Source organism: Bacillus sp. (in: firmicutes) (assembly GCF_031983925.1).
Classification (GTDB): Bacteria; Bacillota; Bacilli; order Bacillales; family Bacillaceae_G; genus Bacillus_A; species Bacillus_A pacificus.
Genome location: NZ_DALYZR010000004.1, coordinates 164,743 through 184,338, shown reverse-complemented (window position 1 = coordinate 184,338; position 19,596 = coordinate 164,743). Strand labels below are relative to the sequence as shown.

24 protein-coding genes are annotated in these 19,596 nt (G+C 37.9%); 18 read left to right on the top strand and 6 right to left on the bottom strand.

Features of this window, described 5'->3' with window-relative positions:
• The 3 genes from RTP99_RS15885 to RTP99_RS15875 form a co-directional block, all read left to right on the top strand.
• On the top strand, nt 1-506 hold a 506-nt coding region (locus tag RTP99_RS15885; RefSeq protein ID WP_483861657.1), incomplete at its 5' end, for a BclA C-terminal domain-containing protein.
• A gap of 125 nt (nt 507-631) precedes the next feature.
• Nucleotides 632-1,645, top strand: coding sequence for a GTP 3',8-cyclase MoaA (moaA, locus tag RTP99_RS15880; RefSeq protein WP_001157147.1), 1,014 nt, complete (start codon nt 632-634; stop codon nt 1,643-1,645).
• Nucleotides 1,646-1,661: 16 nt separating this feature from the next.
• Nucleotides 1,662-2,675 carry a molybdopterin-synthase adenylyltransferase MoeB gene (locus RTP99_RS15875; protein WP_001158095.1) on the top strand — a complete coding sequence of 338 codons (1,014 nt, stop codon included), beginning with the start codon at nt 1,662-1,664 and terminating at the stop codon, nt 2,673-2,675.
• Between the two features lie 38 nt (nt 2,676-2,713).
• On the opposite strand, the gene moaC is transcribed toward RTP99_RS15875, so the two are convergent.
• Nucleotides 2,714-3,199 carry a cyclic pyranopterin monophosphate synthase MoaC gene (gene moaC, locus RTP99_RS15870; RefSeq protein WP_000094140.1) on the bottom strand — a complete coding sequence of 162 codons (486 nt, stop codon included), beginning with the start codon at nt 3,197-3,199 and terminating at the stop codon, nt 2,714-2,716.
• A gap of 83 nt (nt 3,200-3,282) precedes the next feature.
• Between moaC and moeA the strand changes: the two genes are divergently transcribed.
• The 7 genes from moeA to RTP99_RS15835 all read left to right on the top strand — a co-directional run bounded on the left by moeA (nt 3,283) and on the right by RTP99_RS15835 (nt 7,960).
• A complete protein-coding gene (gene moeA / locus RTP99_RS15865; protein ID WP_000229675.1) occupies nt 3,283-4,572 on the top strand; it encodes a molybdopterin molybdotransferase MoeA in 1,290 nt (429 codons plus the stop codon).
• Nucleotides 4,542-5,057, top strand: a complete 516-nt coding sequence (mobB, locus tag RTP99_RS15860; protein WP_000513725.1) for a molybdopterin-guanine dinucleotide biosynthesis protein B — start codon at nt 4,542-4,544, stop codon at nt 5,055-5,057. The genes moeA and mobB overlap by 31 nt, the downstream gene beginning before the upstream one ends.
• Nucleotides 5,054-5,518, top strand: coding sequence for a molybdopterin synthase catalytic subunit MoaE (gene moaE, locus RTP99_RS15855; RefSeq protein ID WP_000185945.1), 465 nt, complete (start codon nt 5,054-5,056; stop codon nt 5,516-5,518). Before mobB ends, moaE begins: the two co-directional genes overlap by 4 nt.
• A gap of 2 nt (nt 5,519-5,520) precedes the next feature.
• Complete coding sequence (moaD, locus tag RTP99_RS15850; RefSeq protein ID WP_000621787.1) at nt 5,521-5,754, top strand: molybdopterin converting factor subunit 1; 234 nt, start codon at nt 5,521-5,523, stop codon at nt 5,752-5,754.
• 93 nt (nt 5,755-5,847) lie between these two features.
• Entirely contained in the window at nt 5,848-6,267 is a 420-nt protein-coding gene (locus RTP99_RS15845; RefSeq protein ID WP_000732109.1) for a DUF3888 domain-containing protein, read from the top strand.
• A gap of 36 nt (nt 6,268-6,303) precedes the next feature.
• Complete coding sequence (gene glcU / locus RTP99_RS15840) at nt 6,304-7,161, top strand: glucose uptake protein GlcU (protein WP_000350851.1); 858 nt, start codon at nt 6,304-6,306, stop codon at nt 7,159-7,161.
• A gap of 13 nt (nt 7,162-7,174) precedes the next feature.
• Nucleotides 7,175-7,960, top strand: coding sequence for a glucose 1-dehydrogenase (locus RTP99_RS15835; RefSeq protein WP_000286661.1), 786 nt, complete (start codon nt 7,175-7,177; stop codon nt 7,958-7,960).
• Between the two features lie 73 nt (nt 7,961-8,033).
• Here RTP99_RS15835 and RTP99_RS15830 read toward each other — a convergent pair whose 3' ends face one another.
• On the bottom strand, nt 8,034-8,528 hold the full coding sequence (locus RTP99_RS15830) for a CarD family transcriptional regulator (protein ID WP_001993652.1): 495 nt from the start codon (nt 8,526-8,528) through the stop codon (nt 8,034-8,036).
• 254 nt (nt 8,529-8,782) lie between these two features.
• Here RTP99_RS15830 and RTP99_RS15825 point away from each other — a divergent pair, with 254 nt between their 5' ends.
• Both RTP99_RS15825 and RTP99_RS15820 read left to right on the top strand, forming a co-directional pair.
• Nucleotides 8,783-9,019, top strand: a complete 237-nt coding sequence (locus tag RTP99_RS15825; protein WP_000533800.1) for a DUF2553 family protein — start codon at nt 8,783-8,785, stop codon at nt 9,017-9,019.
• 1 nt (nt 9,020) lies between these two features.
• Complete coding sequence (locus RTP99_RS15820) at nt 9,021-9,203, top strand: sporulation protein Cse60 (RefSeq protein ID WP_000621751.1); 183 nt, start codon at nt 9,021-9,023, stop codon at nt 9,201-9,203.
• 34 nt (nt 9,204-9,237) lie between these two features.
• Here RTP99_RS15820 and RTP99_RS15815 read toward each other — a convergent pair whose 3' ends face one another.
• A complete protein-coding gene (locus RTP99_RS15815) occupies nt 9,238-9,465 on the bottom strand; it encodes a DUF3973 domain-containing protein (protein WP_000498992.1) in 228 nt (75 codons plus the stop codon).
• Between the two features lie 429 nt (nt 9,466-9,894).
• Here RTP99_RS15815 and RTP99_RS15810 point away from each other — a divergent pair, with 429 nt between their 5' ends.
• Entirely contained in the window at nt 9,895-10,326 is a 432-nt protein-coding gene (locus tag RTP99_RS15810; RefSeq protein WP_000437775.1) for an SRPBCC family protein, read from the top strand.
• Nucleotides 10,327-10,650 (top strand): ArsR/SmtB family transcription factor, encoded by a 324-nt coding sequence (locus RTP99_RS15805; RefSeq protein ID WP_000098837.1) that lies wholly within the window; start codon nt 10,327-10,329, stop codon nt 10,648-10,650. It begins immediately after the preceding gene.
• A 32-nt stretch (nt 10,651-10,682) separates the two neighbouring features.
• Here the strand turns inward: RTP99_RS15805 and RTP99_RS15800 are convergent, their stop codons facing one another.
• Nucleotides 10,683-12,119 carry an MDR family MFS transporter gene (locus tag RTP99_RS15800; protein WP_001227998.1) on the bottom strand — a complete coding sequence of 479 codons (1,437 nt, stop codon included), beginning with the start codon at nt 12,117-12,119 and terminating at the stop codon, nt 10,683-10,685.
• A 304-nt stretch (nt 12,120-12,423) separates the two neighbouring features.
• Nucleotides 12,424-13,695 carry a BaiN/RdsA family NAD(P)/FAD-dependent oxidoreductase gene (locus RTP99_RS15795; protein WP_000558888.1) on the bottom strand — a complete coding sequence of 424 codons (1,272 nt, stop codon included), beginning with the start codon at nt 13,693-13,695 and terminating at the stop codon, nt 12,424-12,426.
• Nucleotides 13,696-14,079: 384 nt separating this feature from the next.
• Here RTP99_RS15795 and RTP99_RS15790 point away from each other — a divergent pair, with 384 nt between their 5' ends.
• Nucleotides 14,080-15,732: a putative polysaccharide biosynthesis protein gene (locus RTP99_RS15790; RefSeq protein ID WP_001284039.1), complete on the top strand. Its 1,653-nt coding sequence runs from the start codon at nt 14,080-14,082 to the stop codon at nt 15,730-15,732.
• 41 nt (nt 15,733-15,773) lie between these two features.
• The gene (locus RTP99_RS15785; protein WP_001234935.1) at nt 15,774-16,502 is read left to right on the top strand and encodes a pseudouridine synthase; all 729 of its coding nucleotides are present in this window, start codon (nt 15,774-15,776) and stop codon (nt 16,500-16,502) included.
• An 81-nt stretch (nt 16,503-16,583) separates the two neighbouring features.
• Here the strand turns inward: RTP99_RS15785 and RTP99_RS15780 are convergent, their stop codons facing one another.
• The gene (locus tag RTP99_RS15780) at nt 16,584-16,805 is read right to left on the bottom strand and encodes a DeoR family transcriptional regulator (RefSeq protein WP_000805512.1); all 222 of its coding nucleotides are present in this window, start codon (nt 16,803-16,805) and stop codon (nt 16,584-16,586) included.
• Between the two features lie 357 nt (nt 16,806-17,162).
• Here RTP99_RS15780 and pepV point away from each other — a divergent pair, with 357 nt between their 5' ends.
• Both pepV and thpR read left to right on the top strand, forming a co-directional pair.
• Nucleotides 17,163-18,569: a dipeptidase PepV gene (gene pepV / locus RTP99_RS15775; RefSeq protein WP_001274228.1), complete on the top strand. Its 1,407-nt coding sequence runs from the start codon at nt 17,163-17,165 to the stop codon at nt 18,567-18,569.
• A 362-nt stretch (nt 18,570-18,931) separates the two neighbouring features.
• Nucleotides 18,932-19,477, top strand: a complete 546-nt coding sequence (thpR, locus tag RTP99_RS15770; RefSeq protein ID WP_000419002.1) for an RNA 2',3'-cyclic phosphodiesterase — start codon at nt 18,932-18,934, stop codon at nt 19,475-19,477.
• Nucleotides 19,478-19,596 lie beyond the last annotated feature (119 nt).

Sequence of the window (19,596 nt, the reverse complement as noted above, 5' to 3'; positions counted from 1 at the left end):
CAGGGGCAACCGGAGCAACAGGTTCACAAGGTCCAACTGGAGATACAGGTCCAACCGGAGCTGGAGCCACTGGAGCGACTGGGGCGACTGGAGTTAGTACAACTGCAACGTATGCATTTGCGAATAATACATCTGGAACCGCTATTTCCGTTTTATTAGGTGGCACGAATATTCCGTTACCAAACAATCAAAATATTGGACCGGGAATAACTGTTAGTGGTGGGAATACTGTATTTACAGTTGCAAGTGCAGGGAATTATTATATAGCTTATACAATTAATCTAACGGCAGGATTACTTGTAAGTTCTCGTATAACTGTAAATGGCAGTCCGCTTGCGGGAACGATAAACGCTCCGACAGTTGCTACTGGTTCATTTAGTGCAACGATCATTGCTAATTTGCCTGCTGGAGCTGCTATTAGTCTGCAGTTATTTGGATTAGTTGCAATCGCTACATTATCTACGACAACGCCAGGAGCTACTTTAACTATTATTAGATTAAGTTAATAGGAAGAAAACCTTGGGGCTTTTATGCTTCAAGGTTTTTATTTGTTAGAGCAAAAACATCGCAGTTCGAAAATATATTATAATAGAATGAAAAGAGAGAAATTTGGCAGAAAGGGAGGGTGGCGATGCAGGAGATGGTTACAGATTTTTTTGGACGCCCGCTTCAAGATTTACGTATATCTGTCATTGATCGTTGCAATTTTAGATGTACATATTGTATGCCAGCGGAAGTGTTTGGGCCAGATTATGCTTTTTTGAAAGATGAGTTTTTACTGACGTTTGATGAAATTGAGCGATTGGCAAGATTATTTGTTAGTATCGGTGTACGAAAAATTAGACTTACTGGTGGCGAGCCACTACTTCGTAAAGATTTAACAAAACTTATTGCACGTCTCATGAAAATTGATGGGCTATTAGATATAGGGTTAACGACCAATGCAATTCATTTAACGAAGCAAGCAAAAGTATTAAAAGAAGCTGGATTACATAGAGTAAATGTTAGTTTGGATGCAATAGATGATGATGTATTTAAGGCTATTAATGGCCGGAATATTAATACGAAACCTGTTATAAAGGGAATTATGGCTGCAAAAGAGGCCGGGCTTGATGTAAAGGTAAATATGGTTGTGAAAAAAGGGATGAATGATCATCAAGTACTTCCAATGGTTGCGTATTTTAAAGAGCAAGGAATCTCGCTTAGGTTTATTGAGTTTATGGATGTTGGTAGTACAAATGGATGGAACTTTGATCAAGTCGTTACGAAACGAGAGTTAATTGAGATGATTCATCGCGTGTATCCGCTTGAGCCAGTTGAAGCACATTATTTTGGTGAAGTTGCGAAGCGATATCGTTACGTTGGAACAAATACTGAAGTCGGTTTTATTACTTCTGTTTCTGAGTCCTTTTGTTCCTCTTGTACGAGAGCGAGAATTTCAGCAGATGGAAAGTTTTATACTTGCTTATTTGCGACAGAGGGACTCGACCTAAGGGAACTTCTTAGAGGAAATCTTTCGGATGAGGAGTTAGTAAGCGTTATACAAGATGTATGGATGAATAGAAAAGATAGGTATTCGGATGAACGGACGGAAGAAAGTGCAAAAAATCGTCCGAAAATTGAAATGTCTTATATAGGAGGATAAGAAAGGAGGCTATCGTATGCAGGAGCGATATTCAAGGCAAATATTATTTTCTGGTGTTGGAGAAGAAGGACAGAGAAAAATTAGAGAAAAGCATGTGCTTATTATTGGTGCGGGAGCTCTTGGTGCAGCAAATGCAGAAGCGATTGTTAGAGCAGGTGTTGGAAAAATAACAATTGCGGATCGTGATTATGTAGAGTGGAGCAATTTACAAAGGCAACAATTATATACAGAAGAAGACGCAACGCAGTATAAACCGAAGGCGGTAGCAGCGGCAGAGCATTTAAAAGCGATTAATTCTGAGGTGGAAATAAATCCGGTTGTGACGGATGTAACAGTGCAAGAAATGGAAGAGCTAGTGAATGGTGTAGATTTAATATTAGATGCGACAGATAATTTCGAAACGCGTCTTCTTATTAATGATATTTCACAAAAATATAATATTCCGTGGATATATGGTGGTTGTGTCGGAAGCTATGGCGTAACATATACAATTGTACCAGGAAAAACACCGTGTTTTCGCTGTTTAATGGAGCATCCGGCGAGCGGGGCAACATGTGATACGGCTGGTATTATACAGCCGGCAGTACAATTAGTAGTTGCGCATCAAATAACGGAAGCGCTGAAAATATTAGTAGAAGACTATGGGGCACTTCGCGAAACGATGTTATCGTTTGATCTCTGGAATAATCAACAGATGGCATTTAAAGTGAACAGGCAGAAAAAAGAAACGTGTTTATCTTGCGGAAGATTACGTACATATCCGAGTTTAACATTTGAAGCACAAACGAAAACAGAAGTGTTATGTGGACGAAATACAGTACAAATCCGTCCAGGTATGCGGAATGAATTTAATTTAGAAGAAATTAAAAAGCGCTTACAAAGGAGTGTCGATGTAAAAGCTACTCCGTATTTAGTATCTTTTCTAGTAGAGGAATTTCGTTTCGTTTTATTTACAGATGGCAGAGCTTTTATTCATGGGACGAATGATATAAATGTAGCAAAACGTTTATATGCAAGATATATAGGTTGAACCTAAAGGGAAGTCCTTTAGGTTCAACAGGGAGAAGGTTAAGACTTTCTCGCATAATCTCCACTTTTTCCGCCTGTTTTTTCAAGTAAGTACGTTTCGCCAATAATCATACCTTTATCAACAGCTTTACACATATCGTACACAGTAAGAGCGGTAGCGGAAGCAGCTGTTAAAGCTTCCATCTCAACACCGGTGCTACCTTCTGTTTTAACTTTTACTTCAATCAGTAATCGATATTGTTCATCGGATTGTTTCCAATCGAAAGAAACGTCAACACCTTTTAATAATAAAGGATGGCACATTGGGATAATGTCAGAAGTGCGTTTTGCAGCCATAATACCAGCGATTTGTGCAACTGCTAATACGTCACCTTTCCCAATTTCATTATGAGAGATTTTATCGTAAATTTCTTTTGTAACGACAATGCTAGAGCACGCAATTGCTGTTCGAACGGTTGCTTTTTTGTCGCTTATATCAACCATTTTCGCGCGTCCTTGGTCATTAAAGTGTGTGAATGAAGACATGGAATTCCTCCTTGAAGTAATTTCTATTTAATATATAAAGTTTAATCGAGATAAAAAAAATTGCAAATATGGGGTGAGAAACGATGGTAGAAAAACGAATTCCGATTCAAGTTGCTGAGGCAGTAGAGAGAGTAATGGAATATGCGAAAATTGGTGAAGTAGAAGAGGTTTCTATTACGGAAAGTTACGGGAGAATTCTTGGGGAGGATGTTGTCTCTGATCATGACGTTCCTCATTTTGATCGTTCTCCTTACGATGGTTTCGCAATTCGAGCGGAAGATACGAAAGAAGCAAATCAAGAGAATGCAATTGAGTTTGAAGTAATAGGAGAAATCGGAGCGGGGTCTGTTTTTCTAGATGCAGTAGGATCTTTTCAGGCGGTTCGTATTATGACAGGAGCAGCTATTCCAGCAGATTGTAATGCAGTCGTCATGCTAGAGCTGACGGAAGGTTTTGAGAAGGACGGAAAAACATATATGAAGTTAAAGCGTCCGTTTCATAGTGGTGACAATGTGTCATTTAAAGGAGAAGATATAAAGCAAAATCAAGTTCTCGTTCAGAAAGGTGTTGCAATCAATCCAGGTGTTGCGGCCTTATTAGCGACGTTTGGATATAGTACTGTGAAAGTTGTAAAACAGCCTGTTGTTGGTATTGTGACGACAGGAAGTGAATTGTTAGAAGTACATGAGTCGTTACAGCCGGGGAAAATTAGAAATAGTAACTCTTATATGATTGCTGCTCAAATTATGAAAGCCGGAGGTAAAGTTCGGTATTATGGCCAACTTGCCGACGAGTTGGATGCATGTTTTACAGCTGTTCAATCAGCGATGGATGAAGTTGATATTTTAATTACGACAGGCGGTGTGTCGGTAGGAGATTATGACTACTTGCCAGCTATTTATGAAAGATTACAAGCGAATGTACTCTTTAATAAAATAGCGATGAGACCAGGAAGTGTAACGACCGTAGCTGAAGTTGATGGAAAGTTACTTTTCGGTTTATCAGGGAATCCGTCAGCTTGTTACGTAGGATTTGAGCTATTTGTGCATCCGGTTATAAAAACATATTTGTATGCGAAAGAACCTCACGTATATAGAGCAGATGCTATTTTACAAAAGGATTTTCCAAAGCCGAATCCGTTTACTCGTTTTGTAAGAGCAAAGGTGACAATCATGGACGGGGCATTACAAGCGATGCCGGTCGGTTTAGATAAATCGAGTGCGGTCTCTTCACTTGCAGATGCGAATGCTTTTATTGTGTTGCCTGGAGGAACGAGAGGCTTTGAGGCAGGGATGAAAGTGTCTGTATTATTGTTAGAGCACGCTGAGGGATGTGATTGGCCATGGGCAAAGCCACTTCAATCTTACAAATAGTAGGGTATCAAAATAGCGGGAAAACAACACTTGTTGAGAAAGTAGTGTATGCATTAGCTGAACAAAACATGAAAGTTGCTACCATTAAACATCACGGGCACGGAGGGTTTCCAGAAGTAGCGCAAAAAGATAGTGAAAGGCACCGAAAGGCTGGTGCTGTTGTTAGTAGTGTAGAAGGTGCTGGATTCCTTTCGCTTTCGTCATTAAGAGAAAACTGGTCTTTGCAAGAAATTATTCGCTTATATGAGTTTTTCGAAGTAGATACAATTGTAATTGAGGGCTATAAAAAAGAGAGCTATCCGAAAGTAGTGTTACTTCGTTTTGCGGAAGACGTTGAACTTTTACATAAAGTAGAGAATATAGTAGCAGTTATTACGTGGTATGATGCTCCTGCACACTTACGAGAAGAATATAAAGTATTTCATATAACAGAAGAAGATTTGTATATAGATTGGTTTGTACAAACGGTAAGGAGTGCGAAATGACAAATACGTATTATGAAGTAATTGATACAGAAATTTCAATTGAAAAGGTAGCGAATAAGGTTATTCGCCGCGAATGTGGTGCTGTTACAACATTTATTGGAACGGTTAGAGAGTTTACGAAAGGGCGTCGTACATTATACTTAGAATATGTCGCTTATAAAACGATGGCAGAAAAGATGCTAGAGAAAATCGGATCAGAAGTGAAAGAGAAATGGCCAGGTACACACGTTGCGATTACACATCGCATCGGTACACTGCAAATTTCTGATATCGCGGTTGTTGTGGCTGTTTCAACGCCGCATCGTAAAGCGGCTTATGAAGCAAATGAATATATTATGGAACGCATAAAACAAATTGTTCCGATTTGGAAAAAAGAGTTTTGGGAAGATGGAGACTCTTGGATTGGCGATCAATTAGAAAAAACGCCATATCCGGCGGGAGAGCCTGGGAAGGAGCTATAAGTATGATTCGAGTATTGTTATTTGCGAACTTGCAAGAAGAAGCAGGAAGAAGTGAATTACAAATAGAGAAAGAAAATGTTACGGTTGCAGAGTTAAAAGATATTGTTGCAACTGAATATAATGTGCCAGTATCGACACCAATTATGGTTGCGATTAATGAAGAATATGCAAATGAAGATGATACGATTCAATCTGGTGATGTTGTTGCACTTATCCCACCAGTGAGCGGTGGTTAATATTGGATTCATTAAAACGACTTTCCTACATAGGGAAAGTCGTTTTTTTATGGCGTTTTTGAGAACACTAACGTATAGAACAAGGAGGGCGTTATGAAAAAATTATGTGTAATGCTAACAATGATATGCTCTATCTTTTCCTTTTTGCCAAGTTATTCTTTGGCAAAAGAATCGAATGAACAACTTTTAGAAAGTGCGCTATTAAATCGATATTATTCTGTGATAAGACAAGTGACGGAAGACCAATATGAATGTGCTTCAGTTATCAATATAAAGCGTCTCGGCAAGAACGGTGAGTTCGTTCCTAGATTTGAAATTACGCTACAATTTCTTACGTTCCAAGGTGCGCATAATCCGCCGAATGATAAAGTTACACTTACTTTGGAGGATCATTTAGATCACGTAAAGATAAAGAAAGTGGAGCGGGAAAAGAATGTTTCTGGTGCTATTGCAGAAAAGGTTTGTGAACGTCAAAAAGAAAAAATAAAAGCTCACTCTACTGATTCAGAGTGATAACCTATGACATTTAGTAAAGAAAGGTAATGAGCGATGGATATATTTTTAGCGATTTTACCAGCTATATTTTGGGGAAGTATTGTGCTATTTAACGTGAAACTGGGCGGAGGGCCTTATAGCCAAACGCTCGGAACAACGTTTGGCGCACTTATTTTCTCAATTGTTGTTTATATTTTTATGAAACCAGTATTGACTCCTACTGTTATCGGAGTTGGGATTGTATCAGGTTTATTTTGGGCGCTTGGTCAGGCGAATCAATTAAAAAGTATTGATTTAATGGGCGTTTCAAGGACGATGCCCATTTCAACAGGACTTCAATTAGTTGCGACAACTTTATTTGGAGTCATCGTATTTCATGAGTGGTCCACAACAATATCAGTCGTCCTTGGTGTATTGGCTCTCGTTTGTATTATTATTGGTGTTATTTTAACATCGCTTCAAAGTGAAGAAGAAAAGAATGCAGAGCAAGCGGGGAATTTTAAAAGGGGCATTATCATTTTATTGATTTCAACAGTCGGTTATTTAGTTTACGTAGTAGTGATTAGACTGTTTAACGTAGATGGTTGGTCAGCTTTGTTGCCACAAGCAGTTGGTATGGTGTTAGGAGGGATTTTGCTTACGTTTAAACATCATCCATTTAATAAATATGCAATACGAAATATTATTCCAGGATTAATTTGGGCAGCTGGAAATATGTTTTTATTCATTTCGCAACCGCGTGTCGGAGTGGCAACAAGTTTTTCGCTATCGCAAATGGGAATTATTATTTCGACGCTTGGCGGGATTCTTATATTAGGTGAAAGAAAAACGAAACGCCAATTAACAGGGATTGTTGTCGGTATCGTTTTTATTATTGCAGCCGGAATTATGTTAGGTATAGCAAAAAGTTAAAGGAGGTATTGGAATGTATAGTGATTTAGCAGGAAAGGTTGTCGTTATTACAGGATCAGCAACTGGTCTTGGAAGAGCGATAGGAGTAAGGTTTGCTGCGGAGAAAGCAAAAGTAGTAATTAACTATCGCTCACGAGAATCAGAAGCGAATGATGTGTTAGAAGAAATTAAAAAGGTAGGCGGAGAAGCGATTGCTGTAAAAGGTGATGTAACAGTCGAATCAGATGTGGTGAATCTCATTCAATCTGCTGTAAAAGAGTTTGGTACGCTTGACGTTATGATTAATAATGCCGGGATAGAAAATGCGGTACCATCGCATGAAATGCCGCTTGAAGATTGGAATCGGGTAATTAACACAAATTTAACAGGTGCTTTTTTAGGAAGCCGAGAAGCGATTAAATATTTTGTAGAACATGATATTAAAGGGTCTGTCATTAATATGTCTAGTGTTCATGAGAAAATTCCGTGGCCCTTATTCGTGCACTATGCAGCAAGTAAGGGCGGTATGAAACTGATGACAGAAACGTTAGCGATGGAATATGCGCCAAAAGGTATTCGAGTAAATAATATAGGACCAGGTGCAATTAATACGCCGATCAATGCAGAAAAGTTTGCTGATCCTAAAAAACGTGCTGACGTAGAAAGTATGATACCGATGGGCTATATTGGAAAACCAGAAGAAATTGCAGCGGTAGCAACGTGGCTCGCTTCCTCAGAGGCGAGTTATGTAACTGGAATTACGCTATTTGCAGATGGTGGAATGACGTTATATCCATCGTTTCAAGCTGGGCGTGGGTAATAGAAAAGGACGAAGAGATAAAACTCTTCGTCCTTTTTTTACACAAAAAAAATAGCGGCCAGCTATTTTAAATTTAGTGATTAATAGTGTCTTGAAGATATTCTGTTGCTTGATGTTCAGAAACATTTTGTACGAGTGCAACTTCACTAATCATCATTTTTCGGGCGTTATCTAGCATTTGTTTTTCGCTCGCATTTAAAGCTCTCTCTTTATTGCGGCGAAGTAAATCTCGAACAACTTCTGCACTATCTTGCAGATTGCCGTTTTTCATTTTTTCCATATTCATTGTATATCTTTGTTTCCAGGAAAGTGATGTATCTGATTCCCCGTTTTGAAATTCAAGAAGTATATCATCTAACGTACCTTTATCTACGATATAACGAATACCTGATTTTTGTAATTGATCCATCGGAAGCATTACTTGCATATCTTTACTAATGATACGTATTACACAATATTGACGTGTTGTTCCTAATATTTCTTTCTCTTCAATGGCTTCGATGACTCCTGCGCCGTTCATTGGATAAACGATTTTATCACCAATTTGAAACAAATCATCCACCTCCATATGTGGTAACCATCTTTAATGATAGCATAAGTGAATGAAAATGTCAAATTTTATATAATACCATAATAATTATATTTGAGTCAATAAGTAAAAGTTCCTTTTATATATATTTTTTTGCTTTTACTTATTGATGATTTTGTTAGAAAAATAGTACAGGCGGAGAAAGGAGGCATATCCACTTATTTTTAAGCATAAAATGTAAAATCGCTAATACAATATACCTAAATCCGTTCTTTGCAAAGGAGGGAGAGAAGGTGGGGCGCACAATAAAAATTGATATTACAAATAAAGTTGTAGCTAAATTTAGGCCAGATTATTTGGAATTATATACGAGTAAATTTATGATAGGTAAGTTTTATGTCTATACTGAAGGTAAACAATATGTGTTAGAAGACGGATATATATATGAAGACGGAAAGTTTTATCGCATCATAGATACGCACCGTGGCAATAATCAAGCGGCGGAGGGCTGCGATCTAGGATGGTGTTAACATGATTCGTGTGAAAGTGTTTGATGAAAGTCACGAAAAAGACTTAGAAGACGCTGTAAATGTTTTTTTGAAAAAGATTGATGATAGTAACTTTGTAGATATTAAGTACCAAGTCGGTGTTTCTATTAATGATGACGAAAACCAAATTTATTGTTTTTCAGCAATGATCGTTTATAAAGCATAAAAAAGAGCTGGGTGAGCCAGCTCTTTTTTATGCTTTATGTTGGGACAACATGTGTCGGTAATACGTTCATAATAGATTGGGTTGTGCCTAATTGCTTTGTAGTTAAAAGAGGCTCCCCTGTCTGATGATTTTGGGCATCTTTACACATACCAAGGTGATAACGATCACCTAAAAATGGATCAATATAAAAACCGTTTTTGAATACTTTATCATTCGGATGTTTTTCATGGTGAATGTCAGAGCAGTTAATGCAATAGAACATAGCTTTCATCCCCTTTTTATTTTTGTTTGAAAAAGTGAGTCGGTAGTCATTTCGCTCCTGAGGAAATGTTGAGGAGAAGAGAAATAACTACCTACTCAAATGGTGGGCATATTCCTTCTGATTTTTCATATCTCGCGTAGTGTCCCTGAGGGAAGGAGGAGAGACGAAATACGCATGATATACGTAAGGCGCTTCTTTCAAGATGAATGATGGAGTTTCATATTGAGAAAAGTTTTTATTTTTTATTGCCTTTGTGAGTATATTATGAGGGAATGCTCAGAGGGTGTTTGTCCTGTTGAAAAAATGTTGAGAATTTCTCAACAGTAAAAGAGAGTTAGTGTTGACATGAAACTAAAAGGTGTTATATTATCTAAGTGTAACCAAAAGGTGTTATATTTGATTGCCGAATAAAGGAGAATGAAAATGAAAATGGAACAACAAAATACATTAACTGACATTAAACAAACGATCGTTTTTAACGCGTCTATTCAAAAGGTGTGGAATGTAGTATCAACTGCAGAAGGGATTGCCTCATGGTTTATGCCAAATGATTTCGTATTAGAGGTAGGACATGAATTTCATGTACAATCACCATTTGGACCATCACCATGTAAAGTATTAGAAATCGATGAGCCAAATCATCTATCTTTTTCATGGGATACAGATGGCTGGGTTGTTTCATTTCATCTGAAAGACCTAGGAGATAATAAAACAGAATTTACGTTAATTCACGGCGGCTGGAAACACCCTGATGAAATTCTTCCGAAAGCGAATGCGAAGAGCTCTATTATTCGCGACAGAATGAGCGGAGGCTGGGTAGCGATTGTAAATGAAAAACTGAAAAAGGTTGTCGAAGGCTAAGTGTCCTCATCAGCAGCGAAATATGATGTGTTTCAAGCAATTGCTGATCCAACCCGCCGAGAAGTAATACGGTTATTAAGTGATAAAGAGTTACCGATTTCCAAAATAACGGATCATTTTCCGATGAGTCGTACTGCGGTTGTAAAGCACCTTCATATTCTTTCAGAAGCGAATTTAGTAAGCGGAAGAAAAAGCGGAAGAGAGAAAATATATCGCTTGCATCCAGAACCATTAGAGGAATTACAACAGTGGCTCTCGTATTATGAACGTTTTTGGGATAATAAATTGTCCATGTTGAAACATATTGTGGAGAATGAGGAGTAAAAAGAGGATGACCATTTTGGTCATCCTCTTTCTTATTGCTCACTCGTTTGTGTAGCGGGCTTTAATAAAAGCCAAGCGATAATTAATGTACATACTGCCAATACAAAAGTACTCATATAAATGACGTGTACACTTGATGCTAATGCGGATTGCGATTCGGTTACTACGTTTGTTGTAGTACCTCCATGTCCGCCAGATACAAGATCAAGGTTTTTAATACCACGTGCGTGAATCATCGTATTGAAGATTGTACCGAATATTGCCGCACCTAACGTTTGGCTAAATGTATTAATAAATGTGTTTAAACCAACGGCTGTTCCGCGTGTATGAGCTGGTACGGCTGCTTGAATTGTTACCATGTAAATCGGTGTTACAAGCCCCATTCCTAAGCCGAATAATCCGACTGCCACATAAATAAGGAACGATGGTGAGTTTGTTGATAATGTAAATAATAAGAATGTAGCGACTGATAAAATGCTAGCCCCAAGTAAAATGATTTGTTTCGTTTTTAATTTTCCTACTAAGTTACCAGAGAAAATAGCGCCAAATGTCCACATAACAGGGATTGGCATTAAAATAAGTCCAGCTTCTGTCGCATTTTTTCCTAATACTCCTTGGCTCCAAATTGGAAGGTACATTGTAATACTAATAATCATTGCGCCAGCAATAAGCGTTAATATATTAATCGTAGATAATGTACGGTTAGAGAAAAGTGCTAGCGGAATTAATGGTTCCGGAGATTTTTTCTCGATGAATAAGAAAATAAGGAATGAAACGACGGCGAAGATTAATAGGCCGATAATTGTTATGTCTCCCCAGTTTTGCTTACTGCTACCTGTTAATAACGCGTATAGTAGAGCAATCGTACTTAATGAGAAGACTGTTGCACCAAGATAGTCGATATGGTGTTTAGCAGGCTTAATAGATTCTTTGTAGTAAATGGCAATCATTAAGCAGGCAATAATTCCAAATGGAACGTTTAAGAAGAAAATATAACGCCAAGAAAGAGAATCAACTAAAAATCCACCTACTAACGGTCCGATAACACCAGATACACCCCAAACGGCACTCATCCAGCCTTGTGCTTTCGCGCGGTCTTTCGCTTCGCTATATAAGTCTCCAATAATCGTCATTGTGATCGGCATAACAGCACCAGCACCGATACCTTGAAGAGCGCGGAAGAAGATTAATTGTTCCATCGATGTAACGACACCGCAAAGTGCAGAACCGATTAAAAAGATTGTAGCTCCGATAAGTAAAACCTTTTTACGGCCGAATAAATCAGCGAGCTTTCCGTATATTGGAGTTGAAACCGCTGTGGCAAGCATGTAAATTGCATAAACCCAGCTAACAAGTTCAACGCCGGATAAATCACTCGTTATACGAGGGATTGCTGTACTAACAATCGTTCCTTCTACCGCAGAAAGAAACGTCATTAGCATTAAAGACATCATGACTTTTTTTCTCATATGTTTTCCCCTTACCCTTTTTCAAATATTCAACAATATAAAATATAAAGGTACTAAGGTAAATAAAGCAACAAAAAAGCAATGGGAAGTTAGCCGGAGCGTATATTTGTCGTTTTTTGTCGGTAAGTCGATATATTTGAAAAATCGCCGATATAAGTTGCAGAATCGCTGATATATTTGAAAAATCGCCGATATAAGTTGCAGAATCGCTGATATATTTGAAAAATCGCCGATATAAGTAGTAGAATCGCTGATATAATTTCATGTACCTATAAAAAAGAAACAGGAATCCCTGTTTCTTTTTTTAATACTTCATTTTCGCGTTTTCTCCAGCTGTCGTTCCGGCAATTCTACCAGTAACGAGAGCAGATGTAATATTATAGCCACCAGTATAACCGTGAATATCAAGAACTTCTCCACAGAAATATAAGCCGTTTGTGAATTTAGACGACATTTCTTTCGGATTAATTTCTTTAACGGATACACCGCCGCCAGTAACGAATGCTTTTTCAATGGACTGCGTACCATTTACATTTACAGTAAATTCTTTAAAGTCTTTCACAAGTGCACGAATCTTCTCATGAGAAACTTGTCCAGCTTGCTCGCTGCCATCAATTTCATTTTTTTCTAATAAGAATAGGAAGTAACGCTCAGGTACATAACCTTTTAAAACGTTTTTAATTCCTTTTTTCGGATCTTCTTTCATTTGTTTCAGCATGCGCTGGAATAGTTGTTCACTATTTTCTTCTGGCAATGCATCGATGCTCATTTGCACTGTATTCGTTTTGAACTTCTTCAGTGCTTTTACAACGAATTGACTACAGCGAAGGGCAGCAGGACCAGATAGGCCGAAATGAGTGAAAAGCATGTCCATTTTGTGAGAAATGATAGCTTTTCCTTTCGGGTTTAATACGCTTAAGTTTACGTCTCGTAAAGCGAGGCCTTGCAGTGAACGATCTCGAATAAATGGTTCGTTTGAAAGGATTGGTACTTCTGTTGGGAATAATTCTGTAATTGTATGACCAGCTTTTTCTGCCCAAGCATATCCGTCTCCAGTAGAACCAGTTTGAGGAACAGATTTTCCGCCAACAGCGATAACGACGTGATTTGTTTCTAACACTTCGCCTGTTTGCAGTACAACGGCTTTCGTTTGACCATTTTCATATTCAATCGTTTCAACAGGTGTATTCGTGCGGATCTTTACACCTAAATCTTTTAATCGTGTTAAAAGTGCGTCTACTACCGATTGGGCTTTATTTGAAACAGGGAACATGCGGCCATGATCCTCTTCTTTCAGTTTTACACCGAGATTTTCGAAGAATGTAATAATATCTTCATTATTAAAAATAGAAAAAGCGCTGTATAAGAAGCGGCCATTTCCTGGTATATGTTTAACGATCTCATCAAGTGGTAGACGGTTCGTTACGTTACAGCGGCCGCCACCAGAAATCGCAAGTTTACGCCCTAGTTTATTTCCTTTATCAAGAAGTAAGACGCTTGCGCCTTCTTCTGCAGCACCGATTGCAGCCATTAGCCCAGAAGGCCCGCCGCCGATGACAATAACATCATAATGCATAATATATCGACCTCATTTTCTACATTTCCTGCCTAAAAGAATAGCATGTTTTCCCTTAAAAGAAAAATAGAGTGAAGTACTGCTTAAGGAGAGAATTGTGGTACAATACAAAAGTTAGAGTTCAGCACTATCCTGCTATTTGTGGGCCATAGGACTAAAACCTTATGAGTTAGGGGAAGTCTAATAGTTCTCGAATGCTCGAATAGTTCAATTTATTATAGTTTCACTTTACCCCGCTATTTGCGGGCAGTAAGACTCCCGCCTTAAAGTTCAGTGGGAGATTAACTGCCCGTAAATGCCCGATTGGTGGGGGCTAATAATCAGTAGGGAAGAACACCCCACTGATTAAAGTTTCACTTTATGTAGATGTAGGAGGATTTTTGTATGTCCGATTCGAAATTTCTGCGCGGAACGCTTATCGTTACGTTAGGGACATTTTTAGTGAAGTTCTTAGGCATGATTTACGTCTTTCCGTTTCATGCATTAGTAGGGACAGAAGGCGGAACGCTCTATACATATGGATACATTCCATATACGATCTTTTTAAGTATTGCAACGGCAGGGGTGCCGCTTGCTGTTTCAAAATTCGTTTCCAAATATAATGCGCTTGGCGATTATAAAACGAGCCGGAGAATGTTCCGCTCGGGAATGGTTATGATGATAGTAACAGGAGTTCTTTCATTCCTAGTACTGTACATGACGGCGCCGTTGTTTGCAGAAGCAATGCTTGGTAAACAAAGTGTACACAGTAATATAGGAGAAGTTACGACGATTATTCGTCTTGTAAGTTTTGCGCTTATTGTTGTACCGGCAGCGAGTTTAATTCGTGGTTATTTCCAAGGTCACCAATCGATGGGACCAACTACTGTCTCGCAAATTATTGAACAAATTATTCGTATCGTCTTTTTATTAGCGGGTAGTTTTATCGTTATTAAAGTACTTGGCGGTACAGTTGCAACAGCAGTTGGGGTAGCGACATTTGCTGCATTCGTTTCAGCAGTTGGAGCGCTCGGTGTACTCATTTGGTACTGGCTAAAACGTAAAAAACATTTGGATCAATATTTAATTGAACAAACTGCACTAGAATCGACAGTGAGTACTGTTCAATTATTTAAAGAATTATTTGCATATGCGATTCCTTACGTTGTAATTGGGTTAACAATTCCTTTATATCAACAAATTGATACATTGACATTTAACTCAATTATGCAAGCGATTGGTCAAGGAGATATTGCAGAGCGAGCGCTCGGTATTTTCACAATGTGGACGCATAAATTAATTATGATTCCTGTATCACTTGCGACAGCGTTTAGTTTAACGCTCGTACCAGCGATTACAAAATCATTTACTGAAAAGCAATACCGTTATTTAAAGTTACAAATTACACAAACATTCCAGGCAAATATGTTCTTAACATTGCCAGCGGTTGTCGGTATTTCATCACTTGCCTATCCGATTTATACTGCATTTTACGATTCAGATCCATTAGGTGGACAAGTATTAATGTGGTATGCACCGGTTGCGTTGTTATTTGCTTTATTTACAGTAACAGCGGCAATTCTGCAAGGTATTAACCAACAAAAGCACGCGATTATCGCACTGATAATGGGTGTTATTTTGAAATTTGTATGTAACGTAATCTTTATTCGTTATTTCGGTACAGTAGGGGCGATTCTAGCAACAGCTGTTGGTTTCCTAGTCTCTGTTTGGTACACAAATCAACAAATTAAAAAATACGCACACTATTCATTCGGTGTTGTATATAAGAGAACATTCCAAATTGCAGTATTAACACTTGTAATGGTCGTTACTGTGAAATTATCACAATGGATTCTATCCTTCATGATTTCACCGGATGGCCGAATGGGCGCTCTTATTACGGTTGCGATTTGTGCAGGTATTGGTGGTCTTGTTTACGGATTGTTAGCAATTCGCACAGGAGTACTTGAAAGAGTATTCGGCGGAGAAGCGTTAGAGAAAATCCAGCGTAAACTTGGCAATAGATTCAAAATAAAGTTGAAATCAAAAGGGGCGTAATTACGTCCCCTTTTCTATGATAAATAAAGAAGGTGAAGAACGTGAGATTAGATAAATTATTAGCGAATATGGGATATGGAAGTAGAAAAGAAGTAAAGAAATTATTGAAAGACGGCGTTGTAAAAATTGATGGCATATCAGTGAAAGATGCAAAGGTTCATGTAAATGTAGAAGAACAAGAAGTTATGATTCACGGTGAAGTTGTGGAATATAAAGAGTTTGTTTACTTAATGATGCATAAACCACAAGGCGTTATTTCAGCGACAGAAGATGATAATCATGAAACGGTAATAGATTTATTAGAGTTAGAAGATGCGATTTTTAATCCGTTCCCAGTGGGAAGACTTGATATTGATACAGAAGGTTTCTTATTAATAACAAATGACGGGAAGTTATCACATCAATTGTTATCTCCGAAAAAGCATGTGCCGAAAAAATATTATGCACATGTTGCAGGAGTAGTAACAGAAGAGGATGTAAAAGAGTTTGCTAAAGGTGTTATTTTAGATGATGGCTATGAAACAAAGCCGGGTGCACTTACAATATTAAAAAGCGATGATATTTCTGAAATCGAGCTTGTCATTACAGAAGGAAAATTCCATCAAGTGAAGCGTATGTTTGAAGCGGTAGGGAAAAAAGTAGTCTACCTAAAGAGAACAGAGATGGGGCCGTTAGTGTTAGATGAAGAGCTAGAACTTGGACAATACCGAGAGCTAACAGATGAAGAAGTAGAGATGTTAAAAACATATCAAGTAGATACTGAGAAATAGTACTATTTTTAGGTGCAGAAAAGACCCCTTTCTAATGAGTTAGAAAGGGGTATGTATTTATTTACATACAATTATTTTTCGTTATGAGGTCATTCTCACTTTCTTTCCTGTTGTTGTCCACTTACCGCGGCAAGGGCTATACACGAGTTCATTAAACTGCAACACATTTAGATCACGTTGTATCGTTCGCGGTGTGATCCCGAACTCATCTACAAGGTCTTTCGTCGTTACCGTTCCGTTTTCATTGATGTACATATAAATTGATTTAATGCGTGTTAGCATACGAGTAGTTGTAGGTTTCAAGAGAAAACCACTCCTCTACTAGTTTTTTTGACCCCATTCAGGAAAGAAGGTCGTTACTACCATTGTACTCTACATGATAAAATTCATGCTTTAATCTACTTAAATTTTACAGAAATTTAACAAATATTCATATAGAAAAATATTGGTAGTTGACATTGTATATATGGTCAGTCAACTAACACATAAAATTCTACGTAAAACGCCAAATTCCTGCAATTTTTTTTAGAAAAATAAAAGAAAAACTAATAAGAAATATCTGAAATATTACAATTGTTCGGTATTTGGTTTTCGTATATGGCATAAGAGATTTCGGTTTGTTATGATGAAAGAAACAATATAGTGAAGGATGGATGCGTGATGTCAGCAATTAATTGGACAGAAGAAGTTGCAAAACGAAAAGATGATTTAATTCATGATACGCAACAATTTTTACAAATTAAAAGTGTATGGGAAGAAGAATCGGCGAAAGAGGGCGCACCATTCGGTGAAGGTGTAGAAAAAGCTTTATCTTTCATGTTACATAAAGGAGAAACGGAAGGTTTTACTTCTAAAAATTTAGAAGGGTATGCAGGTCATCTTGAAATGGGACAAGGAGAAGAATTAGTAGGTATTCTTTGTCACGTTGACGTTGTACCAGAAGGCGATGGCTGGACGACTCCTGCATATAGTGCAGATATTCGTGATGGAAAGATTTTTGCACGTGGTGCAATTGACGATAAAGGCCCAACGATGGCAGCTTACTATGCGATGAAAATTGTGAAAGAATTAGGATTACCTCTTTCAAAACGCGTTCGTATGATTTTAGGAACAGATGAGGAAAGTAATTGGAAATGTGTAGATCACTACTTTAAAAACGAAGAAATGCCAACAATCGGTTTTGCGCCAGACGCGGACTTTCCAATTATTAATGCAGAAAAAGGAATTTCTGATATACAAGTTGTGCAAAATGGTAGTGAAGAGAAGAAAGGTACATATGAACTTGTTTCATTTGAGTCAGGTCGCCGTTTAAATATGGTTCCTGATTTTGCAGAAGCGGTTGTTACAGGAGAGGATGTAAGTGCACTTACAGTAGCATATGAAGAGTATTTACAAACTGCTAAAAAAATAGGTGAAGCAATTGTAGAAGGTAATACAGTAACGTTGCAAATTAAAGGGGTTTCAGCTCACGGATCTACTCCAGAGAAGGGCGAGAATGCAGGTTTATTACTGGCAAACTTCTTAACGAAAGTTGCTCTTGATGGAAAAGGGGCTTCGTTTGCAACATTTGTAGCAGAAACATTTATTGGTGATATTTATGGTGAAAAGGCTACTATCGCTTATAAAGATGAGGTTAGTGGTCCGTTAACAGTGAATGTTGGTCGCCTTTCTTATACGAAAGAGAATGGTGGTAATTTAGGATTAAACGTACGTTACCCAGTTACGACTAACTTTGAAGAAACGATTGCAAAGTTAAAAGAATATGTGGGTACTCATGGATTTGAAGTGGCTGATTATTCGAACTCTCGTCCGCATCACGTTGATAAAGACCACGTATTAATTCGTACGTTGCAGCGCGTATATGAAGAACAAACAGGTGAAAAAGCAGAACTATTAGCAATTGGCGGTGGTACTTACGCTCGTTCGTTAAAAGCTGGTGTTGCATTTGGCCCATTGTTCCCTGGAAAAGAAGAACTTGCGCATCAAAAAGATGAGTATATTGAAATTGAAGACTTATTAAAGGCAACAGCAATTTATGCGCAAGCAATTTATGAATTAGCGAAGTAATGGATATATAAATAATAAAAGACCGTCCCGATACATACTTTGGGACGGTTTTCTATTACGTACCGTTTGTTGGTAAGCAGATGTTCCTTGTCGAAATGTCGATATCATTTCATCTATCCCGCTTTAATGGGCAGTAAGACCCCCATCTCAAAATTCAGCGAAAGCAAAGAATTTAGGTGGGGGGATCAATTGCCCATAAAAGTCCGATTGGTGAGGGCTGATAATCAGTGGGGGATGGAGAAAACCCCCACTGATTAAAGTTTCACTTTATTAATACGACCTGAACTTGGTTAGACTTGTAGGGAAGTTAATGGAATGAGATAAGAAAGAAAAGCAACAATAGAAAGAAGGAGAAGATGTACATGGAACTGCATTATTTTGTCGCAATTACGTTACCAAATCATATAAAAGAAGTGCTGTCTAACTATAAAGAGGAAATGCAAGAGGAATTACCCTTTCGTTCATGGGTACATAAAGAAGACTATCATATTACCCTTTCGTTTTTAGGTAGTGCGACAGAGGAACAATTAGAAGGAATAAAGAATGGATTACAAACACTTATAGAAATGAAAGAACTATCGTTCACATTACAAGGATTTTCAACGTTTGGTATGGAAGACAGGCCGCGTATTTTTTGGGCAAAGGTAAGCGAAAATCAAGATTTGTTTCAATTGCAAAAGCAAGTACACGTTATGTGTGAAGAGAATGGATTTTCTTTAGAAACGCGCCCATATCATCCGCATATTACTGTTGCACGTAAATGGGTAGGAGAAGAAAAGTTTGATTTAGAACGTATAAAGGAAGTGCCTGAAATATCATTTCAAGCGGATACGATTACTTTATACGAATCTCACGTAAAGGAGACACCGAAATATAAAGCAATTGCTGAAATAAAATTACAAAAATAGAATGTATGAAAACGTTTTTTATACAGGTGAATATAATATAAAGAACAATGTGTTACTGTATAGGGCTTCGCTGATAAGAAAAGCCTTATCATTTGCAGCTCGTTTCATTTTAACTTTAA